The sequence below is a fragment of the Streptomyces sp. NPDC048248 genome, from assembly GCF_043201875.1.
In the GTDB taxonomy this organism is placed as follows: Bacteria; Actinomycetota; Actinomycetes; order Streptomycetales; family Streptomycetaceae; genus Streptomyces.
In genome coordinates this window covers 435,882-453,613 of the sequence record NZ_JBICZL010000009.1, presented here as the reverse complement: position 1 = coordinate 453,613, position 17,732 = coordinate 435,882, and the positions used below count along the sequence as shown (strand labels likewise).

At 69.9% G+C, this 17,732-nt stretch carries 16 protein-coding genes and 1 rRNA gene; 7 read left to right on the top strand and 10 right to left on the bottom strand.

Annotated elements, in window-relative coordinates; translation table 11 throughout:
- Nucleotides 1–91, top strand: a 5S ribosomal RNA gene (gene rrf, locus ACGFZW_RS22240); the annotation flags it as partial.
- A gap of 447 nt (nt 92–538) precedes the next feature.
- Here the strand turns inward: rrf and ACGFZW_RS22235 are convergent.
- From ACGFZW_RS22235 to ACGFZW_RS22210, 6 genes are all read right to left on the bottom strand, one after another.
- The gene (locus ACGFZW_RS22235) at nt 539–2,155 is read right to left on the bottom strand and encodes a type VI secretion protein (RefSeq protein ID WP_393894896.1); all 1,617 of its coding nucleotides are present in this window, start codon (nt 2,153–2,155) and stop codon (nt 539–541) included.
- Nucleotides 2,152–3,576: an ATP-binding protein gene (locus tag ACGFZW_RS22230; protein ID WP_393894918.1), complete on the bottom strand. Its 1,425-nt coding sequence runs from the start codon at nt 3,574–3,576 to the stop codon at nt 2,152–2,154. The genes ACGFZW_RS22235 and ACGFZW_RS22230 overlap by 4 nt, the downstream gene beginning before the upstream one ends.
- Nucleotides 3,577–3,604: 28 nt before the next feature.
- Nucleotides 3,605–5,167 (bottom strand): SCO6880 family protein, encoded by a 1,563-nt coding sequence (locus tag ACGFZW_RS22225; protein ID WP_393894895.1) that lies wholly within the window; start codon nt 5,165–5,167, stop codon nt 3,605–3,607.
- Nucleotides 5,164–6,492: a hypothetical protein gene (locus ACGFZW_RS22220; RefSeq protein WP_393894894.1), complete on the bottom strand. Its 1,329-nt coding sequence runs from the start codon at nt 6,490–6,492 to the stop codon at nt 5,164–5,166. Before ACGFZW_RS22220 ends, ACGFZW_RS22225 begins: the two co-directional genes overlap by 4 nt.
- Nucleotides 6,482–7,333: a hypothetical protein gene (locus ACGFZW_RS22215; protein ID WP_393894893.1), complete on the bottom strand. Its 852-nt coding sequence runs from the start codon at nt 7,331–7,333 to the stop codon at nt 6,482–6,484. Before ACGFZW_RS22215 ends, ACGFZW_RS22220 begins: the two co-directional genes overlap by 11 nt.
- A gap of 457 nt (nt 7,334–7,790) precedes the next feature.
- Nucleotides 7,791–8,099 (bottom strand): hypothetical protein, encoded by a 309-nt coding sequence (locus tag ACGFZW_RS22210; RefSeq protein ID WP_393894892.1) that lies wholly within the window; start codon nt 8,097–8,099, stop codon nt 7,791–7,793.
- Nucleotides 8,100–8,566: 467 nt separating this feature from the next.
- On the opposite strand from ACGFZW_RS22210, the gene ACGFZW_RS22205 reads away from it, so the two are divergent.
- The gene (locus ACGFZW_RS22205; protein WP_393894891.1) at nt 8,567–9,571 is read left to right on the top strand and encodes an NlpC/P60 family protein; all 1,005 of its coding nucleotides are present in this window, start codon (nt 8,567–8,569) and stop codon (nt 9,569–9,571) included.
- A 205-nt stretch (nt 9,572–9,776) separates the two neighbouring features.
- Entirely contained in the window at nt 9,777–10,496 is a 720-nt protein-coding gene (locus tag ACGFZW_RS22200; protein ID WP_393894890.1) for a phosphatase PAP2 family protein, read from the top strand.
- A 110-nt stretch (nt 10,497–10,606) separates the two neighbouring features.
- Here the strand turns inward: ACGFZW_RS22200 and ACGFZW_RS22195 are convergent, their stop codons facing one another.
- Both ACGFZW_RS22195 and ACGFZW_RS22190 read right to left on the bottom strand, forming a co-directional pair.
- Entirely contained in the window at nt 10,607–12,211 is a 1,605-nt protein-coding gene (locus ACGFZW_RS22195) for an FAD-binding oxidoreductase (RefSeq protein ID WP_393894889.1), read from the bottom strand.
- Between the two features lie 240 nt (nt 12,212–12,451).
- Nucleotides 12,452–12,733, bottom strand: a complete 282-nt coding sequence (locus tag ACGFZW_RS22190) for a hypothetical protein (protein WP_393894888.1) — start codon at nt 12,731–12,733, stop codon at nt 12,452–12,454.
- Nucleotides 12,734–12,905: 172 nt separating this feature from the next.
- On the opposite strand from ACGFZW_RS22190, the gene ACGFZW_RS22185 reads away from it, so the two are divergent.
- Together ACGFZW_RS22185 and ACGFZW_RS22180 are read left to right on the top strand one after the other, a co-directional pair.
- Nucleotides 12,906–13,763, top strand: a complete 858-nt coding sequence (locus tag ACGFZW_RS22185; RefSeq protein ID WP_393894887.1) for a hypothetical protein — start codon at nt 12,906–12,908, stop codon at nt 13,761–13,763.
- Nucleotides 13,764–13,889: 126 nt separating this feature from the next.
- Complete coding sequence (locus tag ACGFZW_RS22180) at nt 13,890–14,129, top strand: hypothetical protein (protein WP_393894886.1); 240 nt, start codon at nt 13,890–13,892, stop codon at nt 14,127–14,129.
- A 72-nt stretch (nt 14,130–14,201) separates the two neighbouring features.
- Here ACGFZW_RS22180 and ACGFZW_RS22175 read toward each other — a convergent pair whose 3' ends face one another.
- On the bottom strand, nt 14,202–14,603 hold the full coding sequence (locus ACGFZW_RS22175; protein WP_393894885.1) for a metal-sensitive transcriptional regulator: 402 nt from the start codon (nt 14,601–14,603) through the stop codon (nt 14,202–14,204).
- Nucleotides 14,604–14,797: 194 nt separating this feature from the next.
- On the opposite strand from ACGFZW_RS22175, the gene ACGFZW_RS22170 reads away from it, so the two are divergent.
- Nucleotides 14,798–15,418 (top strand): DUF47 domain-containing protein, encoded by a 621-nt coding sequence (locus ACGFZW_RS22170; RefSeq protein WP_393894884.1) that lies wholly within the window; start codon nt 14,798–14,800, stop codon nt 15,416–15,418.
- 9 nt (nt 15,419–15,427) lie between these two features.
- Complete coding sequence (locus tag ACGFZW_RS22165) at nt 15,428–16,426, top strand: anion permease (protein WP_393894883.1); 999 nt, start codon at nt 15,428–15,430, stop codon at nt 16,424–16,426.
- Between the two features lie 474 nt (nt 16,427–16,900).
- On the opposite strand, the gene pstB is transcribed toward ACGFZW_RS22165, so the two are convergent.
- Complete coding sequence (gene pstB / locus ACGFZW_RS22160) at nt 16,901–17,677, bottom strand: phosphate ABC transporter ATP-binding protein PstB (RefSeq protein ID WP_393894882.1); 777 nt, start codon at nt 17,675–17,677, stop codon at nt 16,901–16,903.
- Nucleotides 17,678–17,732 lie beyond the last annotated feature (55 nt).

The following is a 17,732-nucleotide window of genomic DNA, read 5'->3' as shown; positions in this document are numbered from 1 at the left end:
GCCCGGTTACATTTCGAACCCGGAAGCTAAGCCTTTCAGCGCCGATGGTACTGCAGGGGGGACCCTGTGGGAGAGTAGGACGCCGCCGAACAATCTTTGTGTGTAAGCCCCGTGGGAACTTCGGTTCCTGCGGGGCTTACACGCGTTTCCGGTGCAGTGAATTCTGGGCGGCCGGGCCGAAGTACCTCGGCCCACCTGATCGCCGTCGGCAAGGAGGTCGTTGTGCCGACGAGGCCGACGAGGGAGCTTGTGCGTCGCTTCGGCCTCGTACGCAACATCATTGCGGAGGTGCTGCGGTTGCCGACGGAGCCGTTGGAGCCCTGGGGGGAAGCGGGGCCTGGGACGGCGTACTGAGGAGCGCTTGGAGTGCCGCCGTAGTTCGTGGAGAAGAGCGTCGACAGCGGTGTGCGGGCGGCCCTGCGGGGCCGGGGCGGTCCAGCTGACGGCCTTGCCGCCAGGGCGTGCGGGAGGCGCCCAGAGGGCCGTATGGGTTGGTCCTGCGCCGGGTGGCGGTGTGGTGCGGTGATGTGGTGGTTCGTCAGGCCGGTAGGGATTGGTGGGGCCAGCGGGCGCGGGCCTGTTCCTGGGAGCGCATGGTGGCAAGCGTCAGGATGCCGCGCAGGTGGCCCGTTTCGAGGAGATCGGGGAGCGCGGGGAGGGGCGCCAGCGCGGCGATGTCGTCCAGGACCAGGGTGAGTGGTGGGTCGAGCCGACCGTCAGATGACCGTTCGGCCATGCGGCGGCCGTGCTCGACCACGCTGGAGAGGAGTGCGGTGAGCAGCGGCATCGCACCCGGATCGGTGCGCGGGTCCTCAAGGGATTCGCCCACCACGTAGAGCGTTCCCCCTTCGTCGACGAATGATTCGAGAACGAGCGAATCTGCTCGGAGTGGGTTGCAGGCGTCGCGGATGTGGATCGAGGAGAGGGCTGCCAGTGAGCGGTTGACCAACTCTTTGGCCATCTCGCGGCGTTCGGCGTGTGCGGTGAGGACGGACTCCAGCTCGCCAGCCTGGCCGGCGGACGACTTGGGGTGGGTGCGCAGAATGCGTACGGGTTCCTGGGCGGCGCCCGTGGAGTGGGCCCAGCGGTGCAGCTGGCGGAAGGGGCGGCCTTCGACGGCGGCGGCGTGCAGCCAGCAGCGCAGCAGCGTTTGGGCGGCGTCCGCGACGGCCGAGTCCAGGGTGCTCGCCGGGCGGACGGGGGCCAGCAGGGCGGCGGCGCGGGCGGTGGCGGTGGCGATGTCCTCGCAGCCCGCGGTCGGTGACCAGCGCAGCCGGGCCGGGGTGTCGAGGCAGTGTGTGGGGTCGTAGGTGAGCACCGGGCCGAGTTTGGAGCGGGCGTTCTTGGTCTCGGTCCACAGGGTGGGGTCGGATGTGGCGACGATGAGCGCGCCCTCGGCGGTCGCGATGGTGGTCGCCGCCGCGGCGAGGGCGGCGGCGCGATCCGTACCGAACTGCACGCGAGGGACGACCGGTTCGGTGAGGTCTGCGGCCGGGGGTGTGGCGTGCGGGACGGGGAGCGGGCCGTCGGCCGGTTCGTCGGTCAGGGGAGCGAGAACAGGGGTGGGAGTGGGCTGCGGCGCCGGGGTGGCCGGGTGCGGTGCTGGGGTGGGCTCCGGGAGCCGGGTGGCCGCGGTGTCGGTGGGTGTGGCAGGGGTGCCGGCGGCGACCGGGGCGGGTGCGGTGTCCGTACGGGGCGCCGGGGTGTGCCGGGCGGCTTCGCGTGCGTCCTCGCGTGCGTCTTCGCGGGCTGTCCGTGCGGCCTCGCGGCGGGCGGCGCGGACGGCGCGGTAGCGGGTGACCGTACCCAGCGTGAAGATCGTCAGGACCAGCAGGACCATCAGCTGGCTGATGAGGATGCCCCAGAACAGGCCGTAGCCGGAGAGCTGGTCCTTGGGGGTGTCGGGCCAGGCCGCGGCCAGGTTGTGCGGTGCGGAGGCGAGGTGGCGCAGGGCCATCGGTGTGCCGGGGTAGGTGACGCCGTCGGGCCAGGAGCCGTGGGCGAGGAGCCCGGCGAGGCCGGTCGCCGTCCACACCAGCAGGGTCAGGCCGAGGAGGAAGGCGAGCAGCCCGACCAGCAGGGAGTCGGGGATGCCGCGCTCCCGGCCGTATTGGGGGTCCCGGCCGTCCCGGCCCTGTTCGTATCCGCGCCTCACGCCACCGTCTCGCTCGACTCGTCCCTCAACTGCCGCGCCATCGCCAGTGCTTCGGCGCGTTCCTCGGCCTCCGCGTCCGCAGCACGTTCGATGGCGCGGGCCTCGTCCGTCATCATCGAGGACGCCTCGGTCATCGCGCGGTCGGTGTAGACCAGCGGGCGTTCGGCCTCGGTGATGAGGTGCTTGACGACCTGGACATTGCCGTTGACGTCCCAGACGGCGATGCCGGGGGTGAGGGTGGGGATGATCTCGACGGCCCAGCGTGGCAGGCCGAGCACCCGTCCGGTGGCGCGTGCCTCGTCCGCTTTCTGGGCGTAGATCGTGCGAGTGGACGCCATTTTGAGGATCGCGGCGGCCTCGCGGGCGGCCGCGCCGTCGACCACGTCGCTGAGGTGGTGGACGACGGCGACGAAGGACAGGCCGAGGCGTCGGCCGAACTTCAGCAGTCGCTGGAAGAGCTGTGCGACGAACGGTGAGTTGATGATGTGCCAGGCCTCTTCGACCAGGAAGATGCGCTTCTTGCGGTCGGGCCGGATCCAGGTGTGTTCCAGCCAGACGCCGACGATCGCCATCAGGATCGGCATCGCGATGGAGTTGCGGTCGATGTGCGAGAGGTCGAAGACGATCAGCGGCGAGTCGAGGTCGATGCCGGCGGAGGTCGGACCGTCGAACATGCCGCGCAGGTCGCCGTCGACGAGGCGGTCGAGGACCAGCGCCACATCGAGGCCCCAGGCGCGGACATCGTCTATGTCGACGTTCATCGCCTCGGCGGAGTCCGCCTCCGGGTGCCGCAGCTGCTCGACGATGTCGGTCAGGACGGGCTGCCGGTCGGTGATCGTCTCGTTGACGAAGGCGTGCGCGACCTTGAGGGCGAAGCCGGAGCGTTCGTCCAGGCCGTGGCCCATCGCGACCTCGATGATGGTGCGCAGCAGGGCCAGCTGGCCGGTGGTGGTGATGGAGGGGTCGAGCGGGTTGAGGCGGATGCCGCCGTTGAGGGCCGCGGTGGGGTCCAGGCGGATGGGAGTTATTCCCAGCTCCTGGGCGATGAGGTTCCACTCGCCGACGCCGTCCTCGCCCTGTGCGTCGAGGACGACGACCTGACGGTCGCGGAAGCGGAGCTGACGCAGGACGTAGGTCTTCTCCAGCGCGGACTTGCCGTTGCCGGACTCGCCGAGTACCAGCCAGTGGGGTGCGGGAAGTTGCTGGCCGTAGAGCTGGAAGGGGTCGTAGATGTAGCCCTTGCCGCTGTAGACCTCGCGGCCGATGATCACTCCGGAGTCGCCGAGTCCGGGGGCCGCGGTGGGCAGGTAGACGGCCTGGGCCTGGCCGGTGGAGGTGCGTACGGGCAGCCGTGTCGTCTCCACCTTCCCGAACAGGAAGCTGGTGAATGCGTCGGTGAGTGCTCCGAGCGGATCGAGCATGGCCATGACGTACGCGCCTCCCAGCGGCTTAGCGGCGGATCCCGGTCGCGAAAGGAAGGGTGTTGACGAAGGCCCGGTGGTGCTCGCGGTCGCACCACTCCAGCTTGAGGTAGGACTTGCCGGCGGAGGCGCGGATGGTGCGCTTGTCGCGGGCGAGGGCTTCGGGCGAGCGGGAGGAGACCGTGATGTAGCCGACGAGGTTGACGCCGGCGGCGCCGGACGCGAGGTCCTCACCGCGCTGGTCGACGCGGCCGTGGTGGGCGACGTCGCGCGGGTCGACCACGCGGTTCATCTTGGCGGCGCGGCTGGCCTCGGCGTCGTCGTTGGTCTTCTCCGTCAGCATCCGCTCGATGGCGACCTCGGTCGGTTCCAGGTCCATGCAGACCGCGACGGTGCGGATCACGTCGGGGGTGTGGACCAGGAGGGGCGCGAGGAAGTTGACGCCGACCGGGGTCAGCGGCCATTCCTTGATCCAGGCGGTGGAGTGGCACCAGGGCGCGCGGGTGGTGGACTCGCGGGTCTTGGCCTGGAGGTACGTCGGCTCCATCGCGTCCAGCTCGGCCGGCCAGGCGTTGCGCTTGCTCATGGCCTGGATGTGGTCGATGGGGTGGTCCGGGTCGTACATGGAGTGCACCAGGGAGGCCAGCCGCCCCTGGCCGAGGGGCTGGCGCACGCGGATGTCCGCCTCCGCCAGACGGGCGCAGATGTCCGTCAGCTCTCGGGCCATGACGACGGCCAGGCCGGCGTCGCGGTCGAGCTTCTGGCGGATCAGGCCGCCGCGGTGGGTGCGGGCGGCGCGGGCCATGGTGTGCGCCTCGGCGGCCAGCTCGCGGGTGTAGTGCATGCAGGCGACGAGGTAGGCGCGGTGCTGCTCGGATGAGGTGGAGACCATCGACTGGAGCTGCTCGTAGGACTCCTGCAGCCAGTTGGGGGAGGCGTGGTCGCCGCGCTGGGCGACGTCCTTGGCGTGCGCGTCGGGGTCGGCGGGCAGCGTACGCGCCAGGATCTGCAGGCGGGTCACGAAGCCGTCGCCGTTGGCGACGTGCTTGAGGAGCGTCCCGAACCGGTCGACCAGCGCTTCCTGGTCCTCGCTGTCGCGCAGGCCGACGCCCGGGCCCTCGATCTCGATGGCGGCGGTGACGGTTTTGCGGTCGGCGTGCAGCAGTACGGCGATCTCGTCGGGCCCGAACGGAGCGGCGAGCCAGTTGATCCGGCCGATGCCGGGTGGCGGGCCGATCTCGACCTCGCGTCCGTCGAGCCGTACGCCGGCCTCGATGGCGGCCGAGCGGTAGGTGGTGCCGCGGCGGACCGTGCGGCGGTAACTGCGGTTGATCTCGAACCACTTGTAGAACGTACGGCCCTTGTACGGCACGTAGACGATGGCGAGGCCCAGCATCGGGAAGCCGGTGAGCGTCGCGATCCGCAGGGGCAGCACGGGCACCAGCAGGCCGCACATCATGCCGATGAACGCGCCCGCGATGATCAACGCGATCTCACCGGTCTCGCGGTTCTTGCCCACGATCGCGTTGGGCCGGGCGCGGCCGATCAGATACGTGCGACGGGGCGCGATCGGGTGGGACTGCGTGGTCAACGCCCATCACCTCCTGCTGTCTTGCCGGTGCGGGCGCTGCCGTGGGCGCTGGTGCTCGGGCCGGGGTTGGGGTTGGAACGGGGAGCGGGGGCGGTGGGGCGGCCGCCGGAGGGGCGGGAACTGTGCGCGGCGACACCACCGGAGACCGCGTCGGCGGGCCGGGACTGACCGCCCTGGGCGCCTTGCGACTGGCCGCCGTCGCCGCCGGAACTGCGCGAGCTGTGGGTCTTGATGCCCTGGGAGACCAGTGCGGCGGGGGAGGAGATCATGGCGGCGGCCTGACTGCCGTCGGTGGCCCGGCCCTTGTTGGAGCGGGCCGAGACCATCTCGTCGCCGAAGCCGGGGACGAAGCGGTAGATCACGGCGCTGGCGAAGATGGCCAGCAGGATGATCGCGAGGCCGGAGACGACCGCGGAGAAGGCGTTGGGGCCCTTGTCGTGGGAGAGCGCGCCGGCGATGCCGAGCACGATCACGATCACCGGCTTCACCATGATCACCGCGATCATGATGCCCGCCCAGCGGCGGACGTGGCCCCACATGTTCTTGTCGACGAGACCGGCGTACACGACGGTGCCGAGCAGCGCCCCGACGTACAGCAACGCGGCGCGGATCACCAGCTCCAGCCAGAGCACACCTGCGGCGAGGACGGAGACCAGCGACACCACGATCAGCATGATCGGGCCGCCGCCGATGTCGGTGCCCTTCGTGAGCGCCTGCGAGAACGACCCGAAGAAGGTGTCGGTCTGGGCGCCGGTCCCCTTGGCGATGATCTCGGTGACGCCGTCGGTCGCCGAGACGATCGTGTAGAGGATGAGGGGCGTGAACGCGGACGCCAGGACCGTCAGCCACAAGAACCCCACGGCCTCGCCGATCGCCTCGGTGAGCCGCACCCCGCGCACGGCGCGCTTGGCGACCGCGAGCAGCCACAGGACCAGCGTCAGGATCGTCGACGCCGCGAAGACGACGGCGTACTGCCGCAGGAAGGTGGTGTTGGTGAAGTCGACCTGAGAGGTGGACTTCACGGCCTCGGACAGCTTGGTGACGATCCAGGCGGCGGCTTTGGCGCAGCCCTTGGCGAGGGATTCGAGGGGGTCCAGGGGGTTGTTGTCGAGGGGGTTGGTGGAGGGGGAGGGGGCGTTGGAGCCGGCTTTGTCGCCGGATTGGCAGTAGTCCTTGGCGGGGCCCCTGATGAGGTCGCAGGGGTCGCTGTCAGGCGTGGGGTCGGGTGCGGCGAAGGCACGCGTCGCCAGAAGTATGGCGCCCACCTGGAAGGCCGTCACCAGCGCGGCGAGCGACAGTGTGCGGCGGCGAGTGCTACCGGGCATAAGTGAACCCTCCGAACCCTTGCACGGCCTTGGTCATGTCCTCTGCCGATGCGGCGGCCTGGTCGCGCCCCACCGGCGCCGGACCGTTCTTCTGCGTGAAGTCGGCGACCTTCCAGTCCCCGTGGATCCACTTCAGGTCGAAGGTGTTGGTGTACCAACTCTCGGCGACAGGGTTCTTGGACTCCGTGCCTGCGAGACCGAAGAGAGCGGAGTACCAGACCGAGATCTTCGCGGTGCCGTCCTTGAAGGACTCGGTCTTGGTCCCGACGGGGTTGGCGCGGGAGACGAAGGTCATGCCCTTCGGGGCGCTGCCATCCGGGTTGAGCCCGATACGGCCGAGGAAGTCCCGGTCGGTGTACACCTTGTTGAGGGCGCTCTTGCGCGTCGCTGCCACCGAGGGGGCATAGACGGCGTTGACGATCTTCTGCCGTGTGTCGGTTTGGTACATGCCGTCGCTCGTGAGCGCCACCGCGTAATTCGCCGCCGCCGACTGCGCCCCCTGTTCCGTCTTGGCGAAGCCTGAGGCGATGCCGCCGTTCTTGCCGTTGACCGGCTTGGTGCCGGTGGGGGCGGTCGGCTGGGCGGCGGCGTCCTGGGCGGTGTCGTCCGAGGTGGTCTCGCTGTTGCCGCTCCCGCCGCGGTTGGCGAAGGCGATGGCGGCGATCAGCAGCACCACCACGCCGACGATCGTGACGAGGTTCCGGCTGGACAGGCCGCCCGCACGGGGCCGCCGCCCCGTGCCGTAGGCGTCGTTGTCGCCGTCGGGAAGTCTCGTACGCGTCTGGCCCGTCTCGGACCCGCGGTGGTCGCCGCCGTAGCCGCCGTCATCGCCAAGACTCATCGCGCCTGTGCCCCCTCTGCCGACATCGCCTTCTGTGCCGTCGTAGTGCCGCCCTCATATGACCGTAGCCGCGTGGGCGGCGGCTCGGGCGAAGTGGTACGAGTACATCTCACCGTGACGGTTCCTCAGATGCTGAGCGGCAGAGGCGAATGGGGGACTCTGGGTGATTTGCGCCCGGTGTTCGCCCCGCGTCCGCCGCGGCCGTCTTGCCTCCGGGCCTTCCTGTCCCCGCGTACCGGGCAGCCCAATCGGTCCCCTGGTGGCGGGGGTGGCGAAGGCGCGCCGAGAGGTGCGTCTTGCCGGGGTGAGTGGGCGTCAGCACGTGGCCTCGGGAGGGAGGGTGGGGCCGGTGGGAGGCGGGCGGGGGCACGGGACGGCGGAGAGGTGCCGGGCGGGGGCGCACGGGGGTGGCGCCGGGGCTGGCCCCGTGCCGGGGTGCGGCGGCGGATGGCTGCGGCTAGACCGCCATGCCGTAGACGATGGTGAAGAGCGTCCCCAGGGAGCCGATGATGAAGACGCCGGTCAGGCCGGCCACGATCAGGCCCTTGCCCTGTTCGGCGCTGAAGGTGTCGCGGAGGGCGGTGGCGCCGATGCGCTGCTTGGCCGCTCCCCAGATCGCGATGCCGAGGCACAGCAGGATCGCGATTGCCATGACCACTTCGATCATCACTCGGGCTTCGTTGCCCAGGCTGCCGAACGGCCCCCAGTCGGGGGCGATTCCGCCGATGATGGTGGTGATGTCGCCCTTTTCGGCTGCAATGAACATGTGTGAACTCACCGCCCCTTGATGGGTAGTTGTGTGCCCGCGCCGCATGGCACAGGTCAGTCTCTATCTTCGCTGACAAAGACGCCTTCGGATGTCGACTTGGCGGCTTTCTTTGTCGGATCCCGTGGGAGTGGCGTGTGTGTGAGTGCGCAAGCCGTCCATTGGACCCATTAGTCTCACTGTGTGTATCACGGCGTGTCACGCTGAGCAATGATCATCAGTGGGAGGCGGGGGCGCGGTCTGCGGGGCCGGCCCGCACCGGTCCCGGTGCCCCCGACCGTCACATCGGGCCCGACGTGGGCAGGGGGCGAACTCGACGTACCGCGAATGAGGTTGCCATCCTGGTGCGGGCATCGCGCCCGGCGGAGCGCCCCCTGCGCCGCGCCGTGCGCTGCCGTGCGGCGGCAACGCGCGCGTGGACGGTCGAAAGGGCGGTGAACCGCGCCTGAATGGGGGAGGGTTGGGGCGTGCGGAAATTCTGGATTGCCGGTGGGATAGGGACGGGGCTGGTGCTCTGCCTCCTCGCGCTGCTCGTGATCGGTACGTATTCCGCCGCCGCGGGGATGGCCGGGGCCGGCGGCCGGGCCGTGGGCCTGGCGAAGGGTGCGGTGCCGGCCGCGTATCAGTCTCTGGTCGCGAAGTGGGGCACGCTCTGCCCGGCGATCTCCCCGGCGCTGCTCGCGGCGCAGCTCTACCAGGAGAGCGGCTGGAACCCGAAGGCGCAGAGCCCCGCCGCCGCGCAGGGCATGGCGCAGTTCATCCCGGGGACCTGGCAGACCCATGGCATCGACGGCAACGGCGACGGCAAGCGGGACGTCTGGGACCCGGAGGACGCGATTCCGTCCGCCGCGTCGTACGACTGCGAGCTCGCGAAGTATGTGAAGGACGCGCCGGGCAACGCCACGCACAACATGCTCGCGGCGTACAACGCGGGGGCGTACCGCGTCATCCAGTACCAGGGCGTGCCGCCGTACCGCGAGACGCAGAACTACGTGAAGACCATCACGACCCTGGCGAAGAGCTTCGAGGCGCCGGTGGGGCCCGTGGCGTCCTCGAAGCAGGCCGCCGGGGCGATCTATTACGCGCAGGAGAAGCTCGGTACGCCCTATCTGTGGGGCGGAAACGGGACAGCCGAGCAGGGTGGCAGGTTCGACTGTTCCGGGCTGACCAAGGCCGCGTATCACTCGGTGGGCATCGAGTTGCCCCGGGTGGCGAACGACCAGTGGAACGCCGGGCCGCATCCGCGGCGCAGTGAGCTGCTCCCGGGTGACCTGGTGTTCTTCGCGTACGACCTGAAGGACCCGCGGTCGATTCACCACGTGGGGATGTATGTGGGTGGCGGGTACATGATCAACGCGCCGTACACGGGTGCGGTGATCCGGTTCGACAAGATCGACACGCCCGACTACATCGGCGCGACGAGGGTCACGTCGGATGGCGCAAAAGCGCTCCCCGGCGCGAACGCTGCGTGAACATAGGGCCCTGAACTGCGGCGATGAGTCAAGCTTCGATAACGTCCTGGTGATCATTGGGTGGAGACTGGAACGCCGGGGCCGTACATCGCGTTTCCTTTGCGTGGGGACGTAGCAGCGCTCATGGCAGCAGACGCTCGACGACCACGGGGGCCGGCAGCACACCAAGGCGCTCGCGCGCGTGAAAGATAAGGGGCCGCGGCAGATGGCTGAACTCGCATTCGAGGGGCCGAACCCGGATGTCGACGTGCTCGACGGCATCAACGGCCTCGCGAAGGACGCCCCGCACTGGGTCAACCGCGCGATGGAGTACATCGGCGAATACGGCATCATCGCCGCGCTCGCGGTGCTGTGCCTGGTCGCCTGGTGGGCCGCGCGCCGCAAGCCGAACGCACCGGCCGCCGTCGCGGGCCTGGTCTGGGCGCCGCTGGCCGCCGGTCTGGCGCTGCTGGCCAACATTCCCATCCGGGCGTTCGTCGAGCGGCCACGGCCGTTCAAGGACCACGCCGGGCTGGAAGTGCTGATCTCCGGGAAGAGCGACTTCTCGTTCGTGAGTGACCACGCGACGCTGACGATGGCGGTCGGCGTGGGCCTGTTCGTCGCCCACCGCACCTATGGGCTGATCGGCATCGGCCTGGCGCTGCTCGAAGGCTTCTGCCGGGTCTACATGGGCGTCCACTACCCGACCGACGTGGTCGGCGGTTTCGCGCTGGGCACCGCCGTCGCCCTGCTGCTCGCGCCGCTCGCGCAGGCGCTGCTGGTCCCCTTGACGAGCGCGATCGGCAGGTCGCGGATCGGATGGCTGGTGCAGGCGCCCGGCGTCGTGGCGGAGCCCGCGGGCGCGGCGCAGACCGACGACGAGGCTCGCGGCGAGGCTCCGGGTACGGCGCGACTCGACAAGCGCGACAAGGATCTGGCCGCCTGACGCACAGTCGAGGGCCGGGGAAACGCTCTCCTCGGCCCCGCGGCTGACGACCTGGCGGACACGAACGGCCCGACCCCCTCAGTGGGGCCGGGCCGTCCGTGTACGGGCCGTCAGAGCGCCTGCGGGAAGGTGCTGAAGAGCCGATCCGGGTCGTACGCCCGCTTGACGTCGGCGAGCCGTGTGGCGGCCGGGCCGTAGTAGGCGGACTTCCAGTCGGTCAGGCCCGGGTCGGTGTAATTCTGGTAGGCGGCGCCGGAGGAGTGGCGGCGCATCGCGGCGTGGAAGGAATCCAGCCAGGCGGTGCGCGTGCCGGACGAGCCGTTGGACGGCCAGGAGGCCAAGTACTGCGCGAGGAAACGCGATCCGCGGTGTACGAACGCGGTGTCGGTGCGGCCCACCCGGTTGATCGCGCCGCCAAGGGCGGTCAGCGCGACATTGCCGTTGACGCCCTTGCGGCCCGCGCTCTCGATCTGGTCGAGCACCGTGCGGATGCCCGTCGCGGAGAGCGAGCGGTCGAAGAAGTGCGAGCGGGCTGCGTAGGTTTCGCGGCCCAGTTGGCCGGCGCCGGTCTGGCCCGGCAGGGTGCCCGGGGTGTGGCACTGCGCGGTCGTCTTCGACGAACAGCCCGCGTACGCCTCCATCGCGTCCAGATAGCCGATGCGGTTCAGGCGGACGGTGGACGCGGGGCCGGGGCCGCCCGGCTGGTCGGCGAGCTTGTCGACGGCGTTCTGCAAGTCGCGGTAGCCGCCGAGGGAGAAGGCCGCCACGGAGACGCCCGGGGTGCCGCCCGGCCGGGCATCGAGGTGGCAGGCGGACCATATCTCGTCGGCCTGTACCGGGCCCCACTTCTGCCAGGAGGCCAGCACCGCCGCCGCCTTGGCCCACGGCCAGGTCATGTATGCCATCACCGCGGGCGGCGCCGGGTGGGTCCGGAAGCGCAGTTCGGTGACCACCCCGAAGTTGCCGTTGCCGGCGCCGCGCAGCGCCCAGAAGAGGTCGGCGTGCCGGGAGCGGTCGCAGTCGACGGTCTTCCCGTCGGCGGTGACGAGGGTGGCGCCGACGAGGCTGTCGCAGGTCAGGCCGTATGCCCGGGAGACCACGCCGTGGCCGCCGCCGAGCGTCAGGCCGGATATGCCCACGGTGGGGCAGGAGCCGCCGGGGACCGTCACGCCGTGCGGCGCCAGGCCCTCGTAGACGTCGATGAGCTTGGCGCCGGCGCCTATTCGGGTGATGCCGCCGGACGGCGCCCCGACCTTGGCGAGGGAGGAGACGTCGATGACGAGCTTGCCGTTGCCGCTGGACCAGCCGGCGTAGGAGTGGCCGCCGCTGCGGATGGCGACCGGGGTGTCGTAACGGCGCGCGAAGGCGAGGCATTCGGCTATGTCGGCAGGGTGCTTGACGTAGGCGATGGCCGACGGCTTCAGCGTGTCGTAGCGGGTGTTGTAGAGGCGGCGGGCGGTCGCGTACGAGGCGTCGGAGGCGCGGACCAGGCTGCCGTCCAGGCTCTTGCCGAGTGCGCTCCACGAGGCTTTCGAAGCGGCGCCCTTGGCGGCGCGGGCGGAGGCGTCGGCCGGTACGGTCCCGGTGGCCGCCCCCGTGGCGGACCGGGAGGATGCGGCGCTCGCGCCGCTGCCGGTGGCGTGGCAGCCGGTGGCCCAGGCGACCGCGGTAGCCGCGAGCCCACCGCCGGTGTGCAGGAGTGTGCGCCGTTTCACTGGAGTGCCCCCTCGAAGTCGTACGGCCCGGCCCCGTCGGCCGCTCGGCCGCTGGTCGCGGGGCTTGTGCCGGGAGCGCGCAGTCGGACGGCCACGGCGACGCGCTTCCCTCGCGTCGCGGTGTGTCCGGTATTGCCGAGTGCTGTCCCGTGCCGTCCGTATGGTCCGGGTCCGCTGTGGGCCCGCTGTCTCCTTACCCAGATGCGGAATGAGGGCGAGGGGTTCCCGCAGCGGACCGGGTCATTCCAGGTGGCGCAAGGAGGCCGGCTCGTCGGCGGCCTCGGCGGCGGTCAGATGGCGCTCGGCGTCCGTACGGGCCTGGGAGCGTGCGCGCCGGGCAGGCCCGGACCAGCCGCAGTTGCAGAGGGCCAGGCAGAAGGAACCGCGTTCCGTGGTGGCGGCCTCGTGCCGCTGAGCGGCTCCGTCCGGGGAGGCCGGCTGCGGGCCCGGGGCGCAGCCGCCGGGGGCGCCGGGGATTCCGGCGGGACCGCGCGGCGGGTCGTGAGGGGCTCGGTCGGGCACGCGGCCACGCTACGCGCCTCGGGTGCCGGTGCGTGACGGCCCCCCGTAACAGTCGTTGAACGGGGCGGTTGGCGCTTTGTCCAACGTGCCGTTGGTGAAATGTCCGACCGTCCGGAACAGACCGGCCGGCAGCGGCCGTCTCGAACACAGCGGCCGAGGGGGCTCGTACGCGATGGTGGTGCAGGGCAGGCGAGGTGGCGGCGCGGTCACCATGGCCGTGGCGTGCGGGACGGGTCTGGCGGTCGGACTGCTGGCGACGGGCTGCTCCCCCAACGGCGCGGCGGCCGACGACCAGGCGCCATCGGACCGGTCGGCGGCCGCGGACCTCCGCAAGAGCGCCGACGTGCTGCTCAGGGCCGGCACCGCCAAGGTCCGTACGGCGATGGAGACGGTGAGCGGCGGCACTCGCGTCGCCATCCGGGGCACCGGCAGCTACGACTTCCGCACCAACAGCGGGCAGCTGCTGGTCGTGCTGCCCGATCCGGCGGGCCGGCCGAGCGGCGGTCACCAGCCGATCACGGAGATCCTCGCGCCGGGCGCCCTCTACATGAAGAACCGGGGGGCCGGGGTGCCCGCCGACAAATGGGTGCGGGTCGACACCGCCTCGCTGACGGACGGGAATCTGGTGACCGGCGGCGCGACCGATCCGCTCGCCGCCGCCGAACTGCTGCGCGGGGCACGGGATGTGACGTACGAGGGCCAGGAGCTGCTGGACGGCGTCCTGGTCCGGCACTACCACGGCACGACGGACATCGGCACGGCGGCCGCGGCCGCGTCGGCGCGCAGCAAGCCTGCGCTGGTCGCCGCGGAGAAAGGGTTCACCACCGATGCCGTGCCGTTCGATGCTTTCCTGGACGACGCGGGCAGGCTGCGCAAGGTGCGTCACCGCTTCCACTTCGCCAACGGTGTGCCGAAGGGCGCGTCGGTGACCTCCACCACGGAGCTGTACGCCTTCGGCACCAAGGTCACGGTGCGACTGCCGGACGACAGCGACATCTACGCGGGGCGGATCGCCTCCGCGGGGCGGTAGCCGCCGGTGGGCGTACGGACGCGCGGGGCATGTGCCACAAGGGCTTTCCAGGTGGCGGAAATGGTCCATCCGTGCCATGCGCGGAGGGTGCTGCCGTCCCTACTCTGGGCGGTAACCACCAGAAGCGTGGCAAGGCGCTCGGAGGAGGAGGTGCCGTACGTGTCGCCCCACCGCCATGCGACGGTCCAGGACCACGTGGCCCTCGTAGAGATCGAGCTGACTGGTGAGTTGATGATCGCGGCGGCGGCCGCCACCGAGGATCGGCTCAGCTCGGACCGTATCGACGAGGTGCTGGACGTCGACGGGGACGAGGTCGAGGTAACGGAGCCGGTGCGGCCGTGGCCCGGTACGGCGAGAGGCTTCTAGGCGAGACGTTCCGCTACGCGGCGCAGGGTCCGGCTCCGCTACGGGCCGGCTCGGAGGGGCTGCCGGTCCGGTTCAGGTGCGCAGCATCCGCTCGATGGCCTTGGTGGCCTCCTGGACCTTGGCGTCGATGGCCTCGGGCCCCTTGACGGCGGCGTCGGCGACGCAGTGGCGCAAATGCTCCTCCAGGAGCTGGAGGCCGAAGGACTGCAGGCCCTTCGTGCTTGCCGAGACCTGCGTGAGGATGTCGATGCAGTAGACGTCTTCCTCGAGCATCCGCTGCAGACCGCGGATCTGACCCTCGATGCGGCGCAGTCGCTTGAGGTGGGCGTCCTTTTGGTGCGCATAGCCGTGAATGCCCAGATCGTGGTTGGTCACGGCATTCGGGTCGCCTTGAGGGACGGTTTCCGGCTGGGGAGTGTCAGGGGTCACGGCGGGTCCGGTGCTGCCGTTGGCGTCGGCTTCCGTGCTCGTCATGGCCGTCTCCCGTGGTATCCAGGCGATTCATATACCCCTAGTGGGTATATGGTATCGAACTTTGCGGGCACCTGCGGTACCCCGTGCAAAGCATGCTGCCCGATGGGCGACACTGAAGGAATGCCGGTTAGCAGTGGCTGGATGATGCGCCTAGCATCAACCCGACCGAATCCGATGCACCCCGAGGATTTCACGTGCGCTTTCGTCTGACCCCCAGGGAGACGAGCTTCTACGACATGTTCGCCGCCTCCGCGGACAACATCGTCACGGGCTCGAAGCTCCTGATGGAACTGCTCGGGGCGGATTCCTCCGCGCGGGCAGAGATCGCCGAAAGGATGCGGGCGGCGGAGCACGCGGGTGATGACGCGACCCACGCGATCTTCCACCAGCTGAACTCCTCGTTCATCACGCCGTTCGACCGCGAGGACATCTACAACCTCGCCTCGTCGCTCGACGACATCATGGACTTCATGGAGGAGGCCGTTGACCTGGTCGTCCTCTACAAGGTCGAGGAGCTGCCCAAGGGCGTCGACCAGCAGATCGAGGTGTTGGCGCGGGCGGCGGAACTGACCGCCGAGGCGATGCCCAACCTGCGGACGATGTCCCACCTCACCGAGTACTGGATCGAGGTCAACCGTCTGGAGAACCAGGCCGACCAGATCCACCGCAAGCTGCTCGCGCACCTCTTCAACGGCAAGTACGACGCCATCGAGGTTCTCAAGCTCAAGCAGATCGTGGACATCCTGGAAGAGGCGGCGGACGCGTTCGAGCATGTCGCCAACACGGTCGAGACCATCGCGGTAAAGGAGTCCTGAGCCCCGGCCATGGACACCTTCGCGCTCATCGTGACCATTGCGGTCGCGCTCGGTTTCACGTACACGAACGGCTTCCACGACTCCGCGAACGCCATCGCGACCTCGGTCTCGACGCGGGCACTCACCCCGCGGGCGGCGCTGGCGATGGCCGCGGTGATGAACCTCGCAGGCGCCTTCCTGGGCAGTGGGGTCGCCAAGACGGTCAGCGAAGGGCTGATCGCCACACCGCAGGGCAACAAGGGGATGGGCATCCTCTTCGCCGCCCTGCTCGGCGCGGTGGTCTGGAACCTCGTCACCTGGTACTTCGGGCTGCCCTCGTCGTCCTCGCACGCCCTGTTCGGCGGCATGGTCGGCGCGGCGCTCGCGGGTGGCACGGAGGTGATCTGGACCGGGGTGGTCGAGAAGGTCGTCCTGCCGATGTTCATCTCGCCCGTCATCGGCCTGCTGCTCGGCTATCTGGTGATGGTCGTCATCCTGTGGATGTTCCGTAAGTCCAACCCGCACAAGGCCAAGCGCGGCTTCCGCATAGCGCAGACGGTCTCGGCGGCGGGTATGGCTCTCGGCCACGGTCTGCAGGACGCGCAGAAGACCATGGGAATCGTGGTGATGGCCCTGGTCATCGCCGATGTCGAGGACCAGAACGACGCCATCCCGATCTGGGTCAAGCTGGCCTGTGCGATCACGCTCTCGCTCGGCACGTACGCCGGTGGCTGGCGGATCATGCGCACCCTGGGCCGGCGGATCATCGAGCTGGACCCGCCGCAGGGCTTCGCCGCGGAAACCACGGCCGCCTCGGTGATGTACACCGCGTCCTTCATGTTCCACGCGCCGATCTCCACCACGCACGTGATCACCTCCGCCATCATGGGCGTGGGCTCGACCAAGGGCTCGCGGGCCGTGCGCTGGGGCGTCGCCAAGAACATCGTGATGGGCTGGTTCATCACCATGCCGGCGGCGGCACTGGTCGCGGCACTGTCCTTCTGGGTCATCCAGCTCGGCTTCTCCTGACCGAACGGCACCGCTTACAGAATTGGGCCCGCTCCCCGGGTAGGGGGGCGGGTCCTTGTGCGTGGGTCCTTGGGCCACTGTGCTTGCGGGCCCCTGGAGCCACTGTCCTTGCCGGCTGCTGAGCCGTGCGGTCGCCGCGGCTCGGGGCTGCTCCCACGCCGCCTTCTCCGGAGGCGGCCCGCCGGCGCCGCTGCACTGCCCCTCCGGTAGGTGAAGTGCGTCACGACAGCAGCATGGGTGACTGTGTGACTTCGGCCGGGCAGCGCTCTCGCGCCCGCCGCCGGGCACGCCCGCGCACGACGTCCGTTGTGCCGTACGACCCCCCTCCGGTCGTACGGCACAACGGAATGGGCCCGCCCCCCGGGAAGGAGGGGCGGGCCCTTCGTCATGCGGTGGCACCGCCATGCAGCACCGCAGGACGTGAGAGGGGCCACGGCGCGGCTCGGCCGCGCGTCGACGCCCGGCCGCGGCGGCTCAGCCGAAGCGACCCGAGATGTAGTCCTCGGTCGCCTGGACCGACGGGTTGGAGAAGATCCGCTCGGTCTCGTCGATCTCGACCAGCTTGCCGGGCTGCCCGACGGCCGCGAGGTTGAAGAAGGCCGTACGGTCCGAGACACGCGCCGCCTGCTGCATGTTGTGCGTCACGATGACGATCGTGAAGCGCTCCTTCAGATCACCGATCAGGTCCTCGATGGCGAGGGTGGAGATCGGGTCGAGCGCCGAGCACGGCTCGTCCATCAGCAGGACCTGCGGTTCGACCGCGATGGCGCGGGCGATGCACAGACGCTGCTGCTGGCCGCCGGACAGGCCCGAGCCGGGCTTGTTCAGACGGTCCTTGACCTCGTTCCAGAGGTTGGCGCCCCGCAGGGACTTCTCGACGACGTCCTTGAGGTCGTTCTTCTTGTACGAACCGTTGAGCCGCAGACCCGCCGCGACATTGTCGAAGATCGACATCGTGGGGAACGGGTTCGGACGCTGGAAGACCATGCCGACGGTGCGGCGCACGGCGACCGGGTCGACACCGGAGCCGTAGAGGTTCTCGTCGTCCAGCATCACCTTGCCCTCGACGCGGCCACCGGGGGTGACCTCGTGCATACGGTTCAGCGTGCGCAGGAAGGTGGACTTGCCGCAGCCGGACGGGCCGATGAAGGCCGTCACCGAGCGCGGCTCGACGGTCATGGAGATGTCGTCGATGGCCCTGTGGCCGCCGTAATAGGCGGACAGACCGCTGACATCGATTCGCTTGGCCATGGAGATCACTGCTTCTTTCCGTTGGCCCCGATCAGGCGGAGCCGCATCATCGGGT

Coding starts and splice junctions, on each gene's coding strand:
- ACGFZW_RS22230 (WP_393894918.1), bottom strand. CDS start 3,576: ATGCTCGATCCGCTCGGAGCACTCACCGACGCATTCACCAGCTTCCTG.
- ACGFZW_RS22220 (WP_393894894.1), bottom strand. CDS start 6,492: ATGCCCGGTAGCACTCGCCGCCGCACACTGTCGCTCGCCGCGCTGGTG.
- ACGFZW_RS22215 (WP_393894893.1), bottom strand. CDS start 7,333: ATGAGTCTTGGCGATGACGGCGGCTACGGCGGCGACCACCGCGGGTCC.
- ACGFZW_RS22210 (WP_393894892.1), bottom strand. CDS start 8,099: ATGTTCATTGCAGCCGAAAAGGGCGACATCACCACCATCATCGGCGGA.
- ACGFZW_RS22200 (WP_393894890.1), top strand. CDS start 9,777: ATGGCTGAACTCGCATTCGAGGGGCCGAACCCGGATGTCGACGTGCTC.
- ACGFZW_RS22185 (WP_393894887.1), top strand. CDS start 12,906: ATGGTGGTGCAGGGCAGGCGAGGTGGCGGCGCGGTCACCATGGCCGTG.
- ACGFZW_RS22175 (WP_393894885.1), bottom strand. CDS start 14,603: ATGACGAGCACGGAAGCCGACGCCAACGGCAGCACCGGACCCGCCGTG.
- ACGFZW_RS22165 (WP_393894883.1), top strand. CDS start 15,428: ATGGACACCTTCGCGCTCATCGTGACCATTGCGGTCGCGCTCGGTTTC.
- pstB (WP_393894882.1), bottom strand. CDS start 17,677: ATGGCCAAGCGAATCGATGTCAGCGGTCTGTCCGCCTATTACGGCGGC.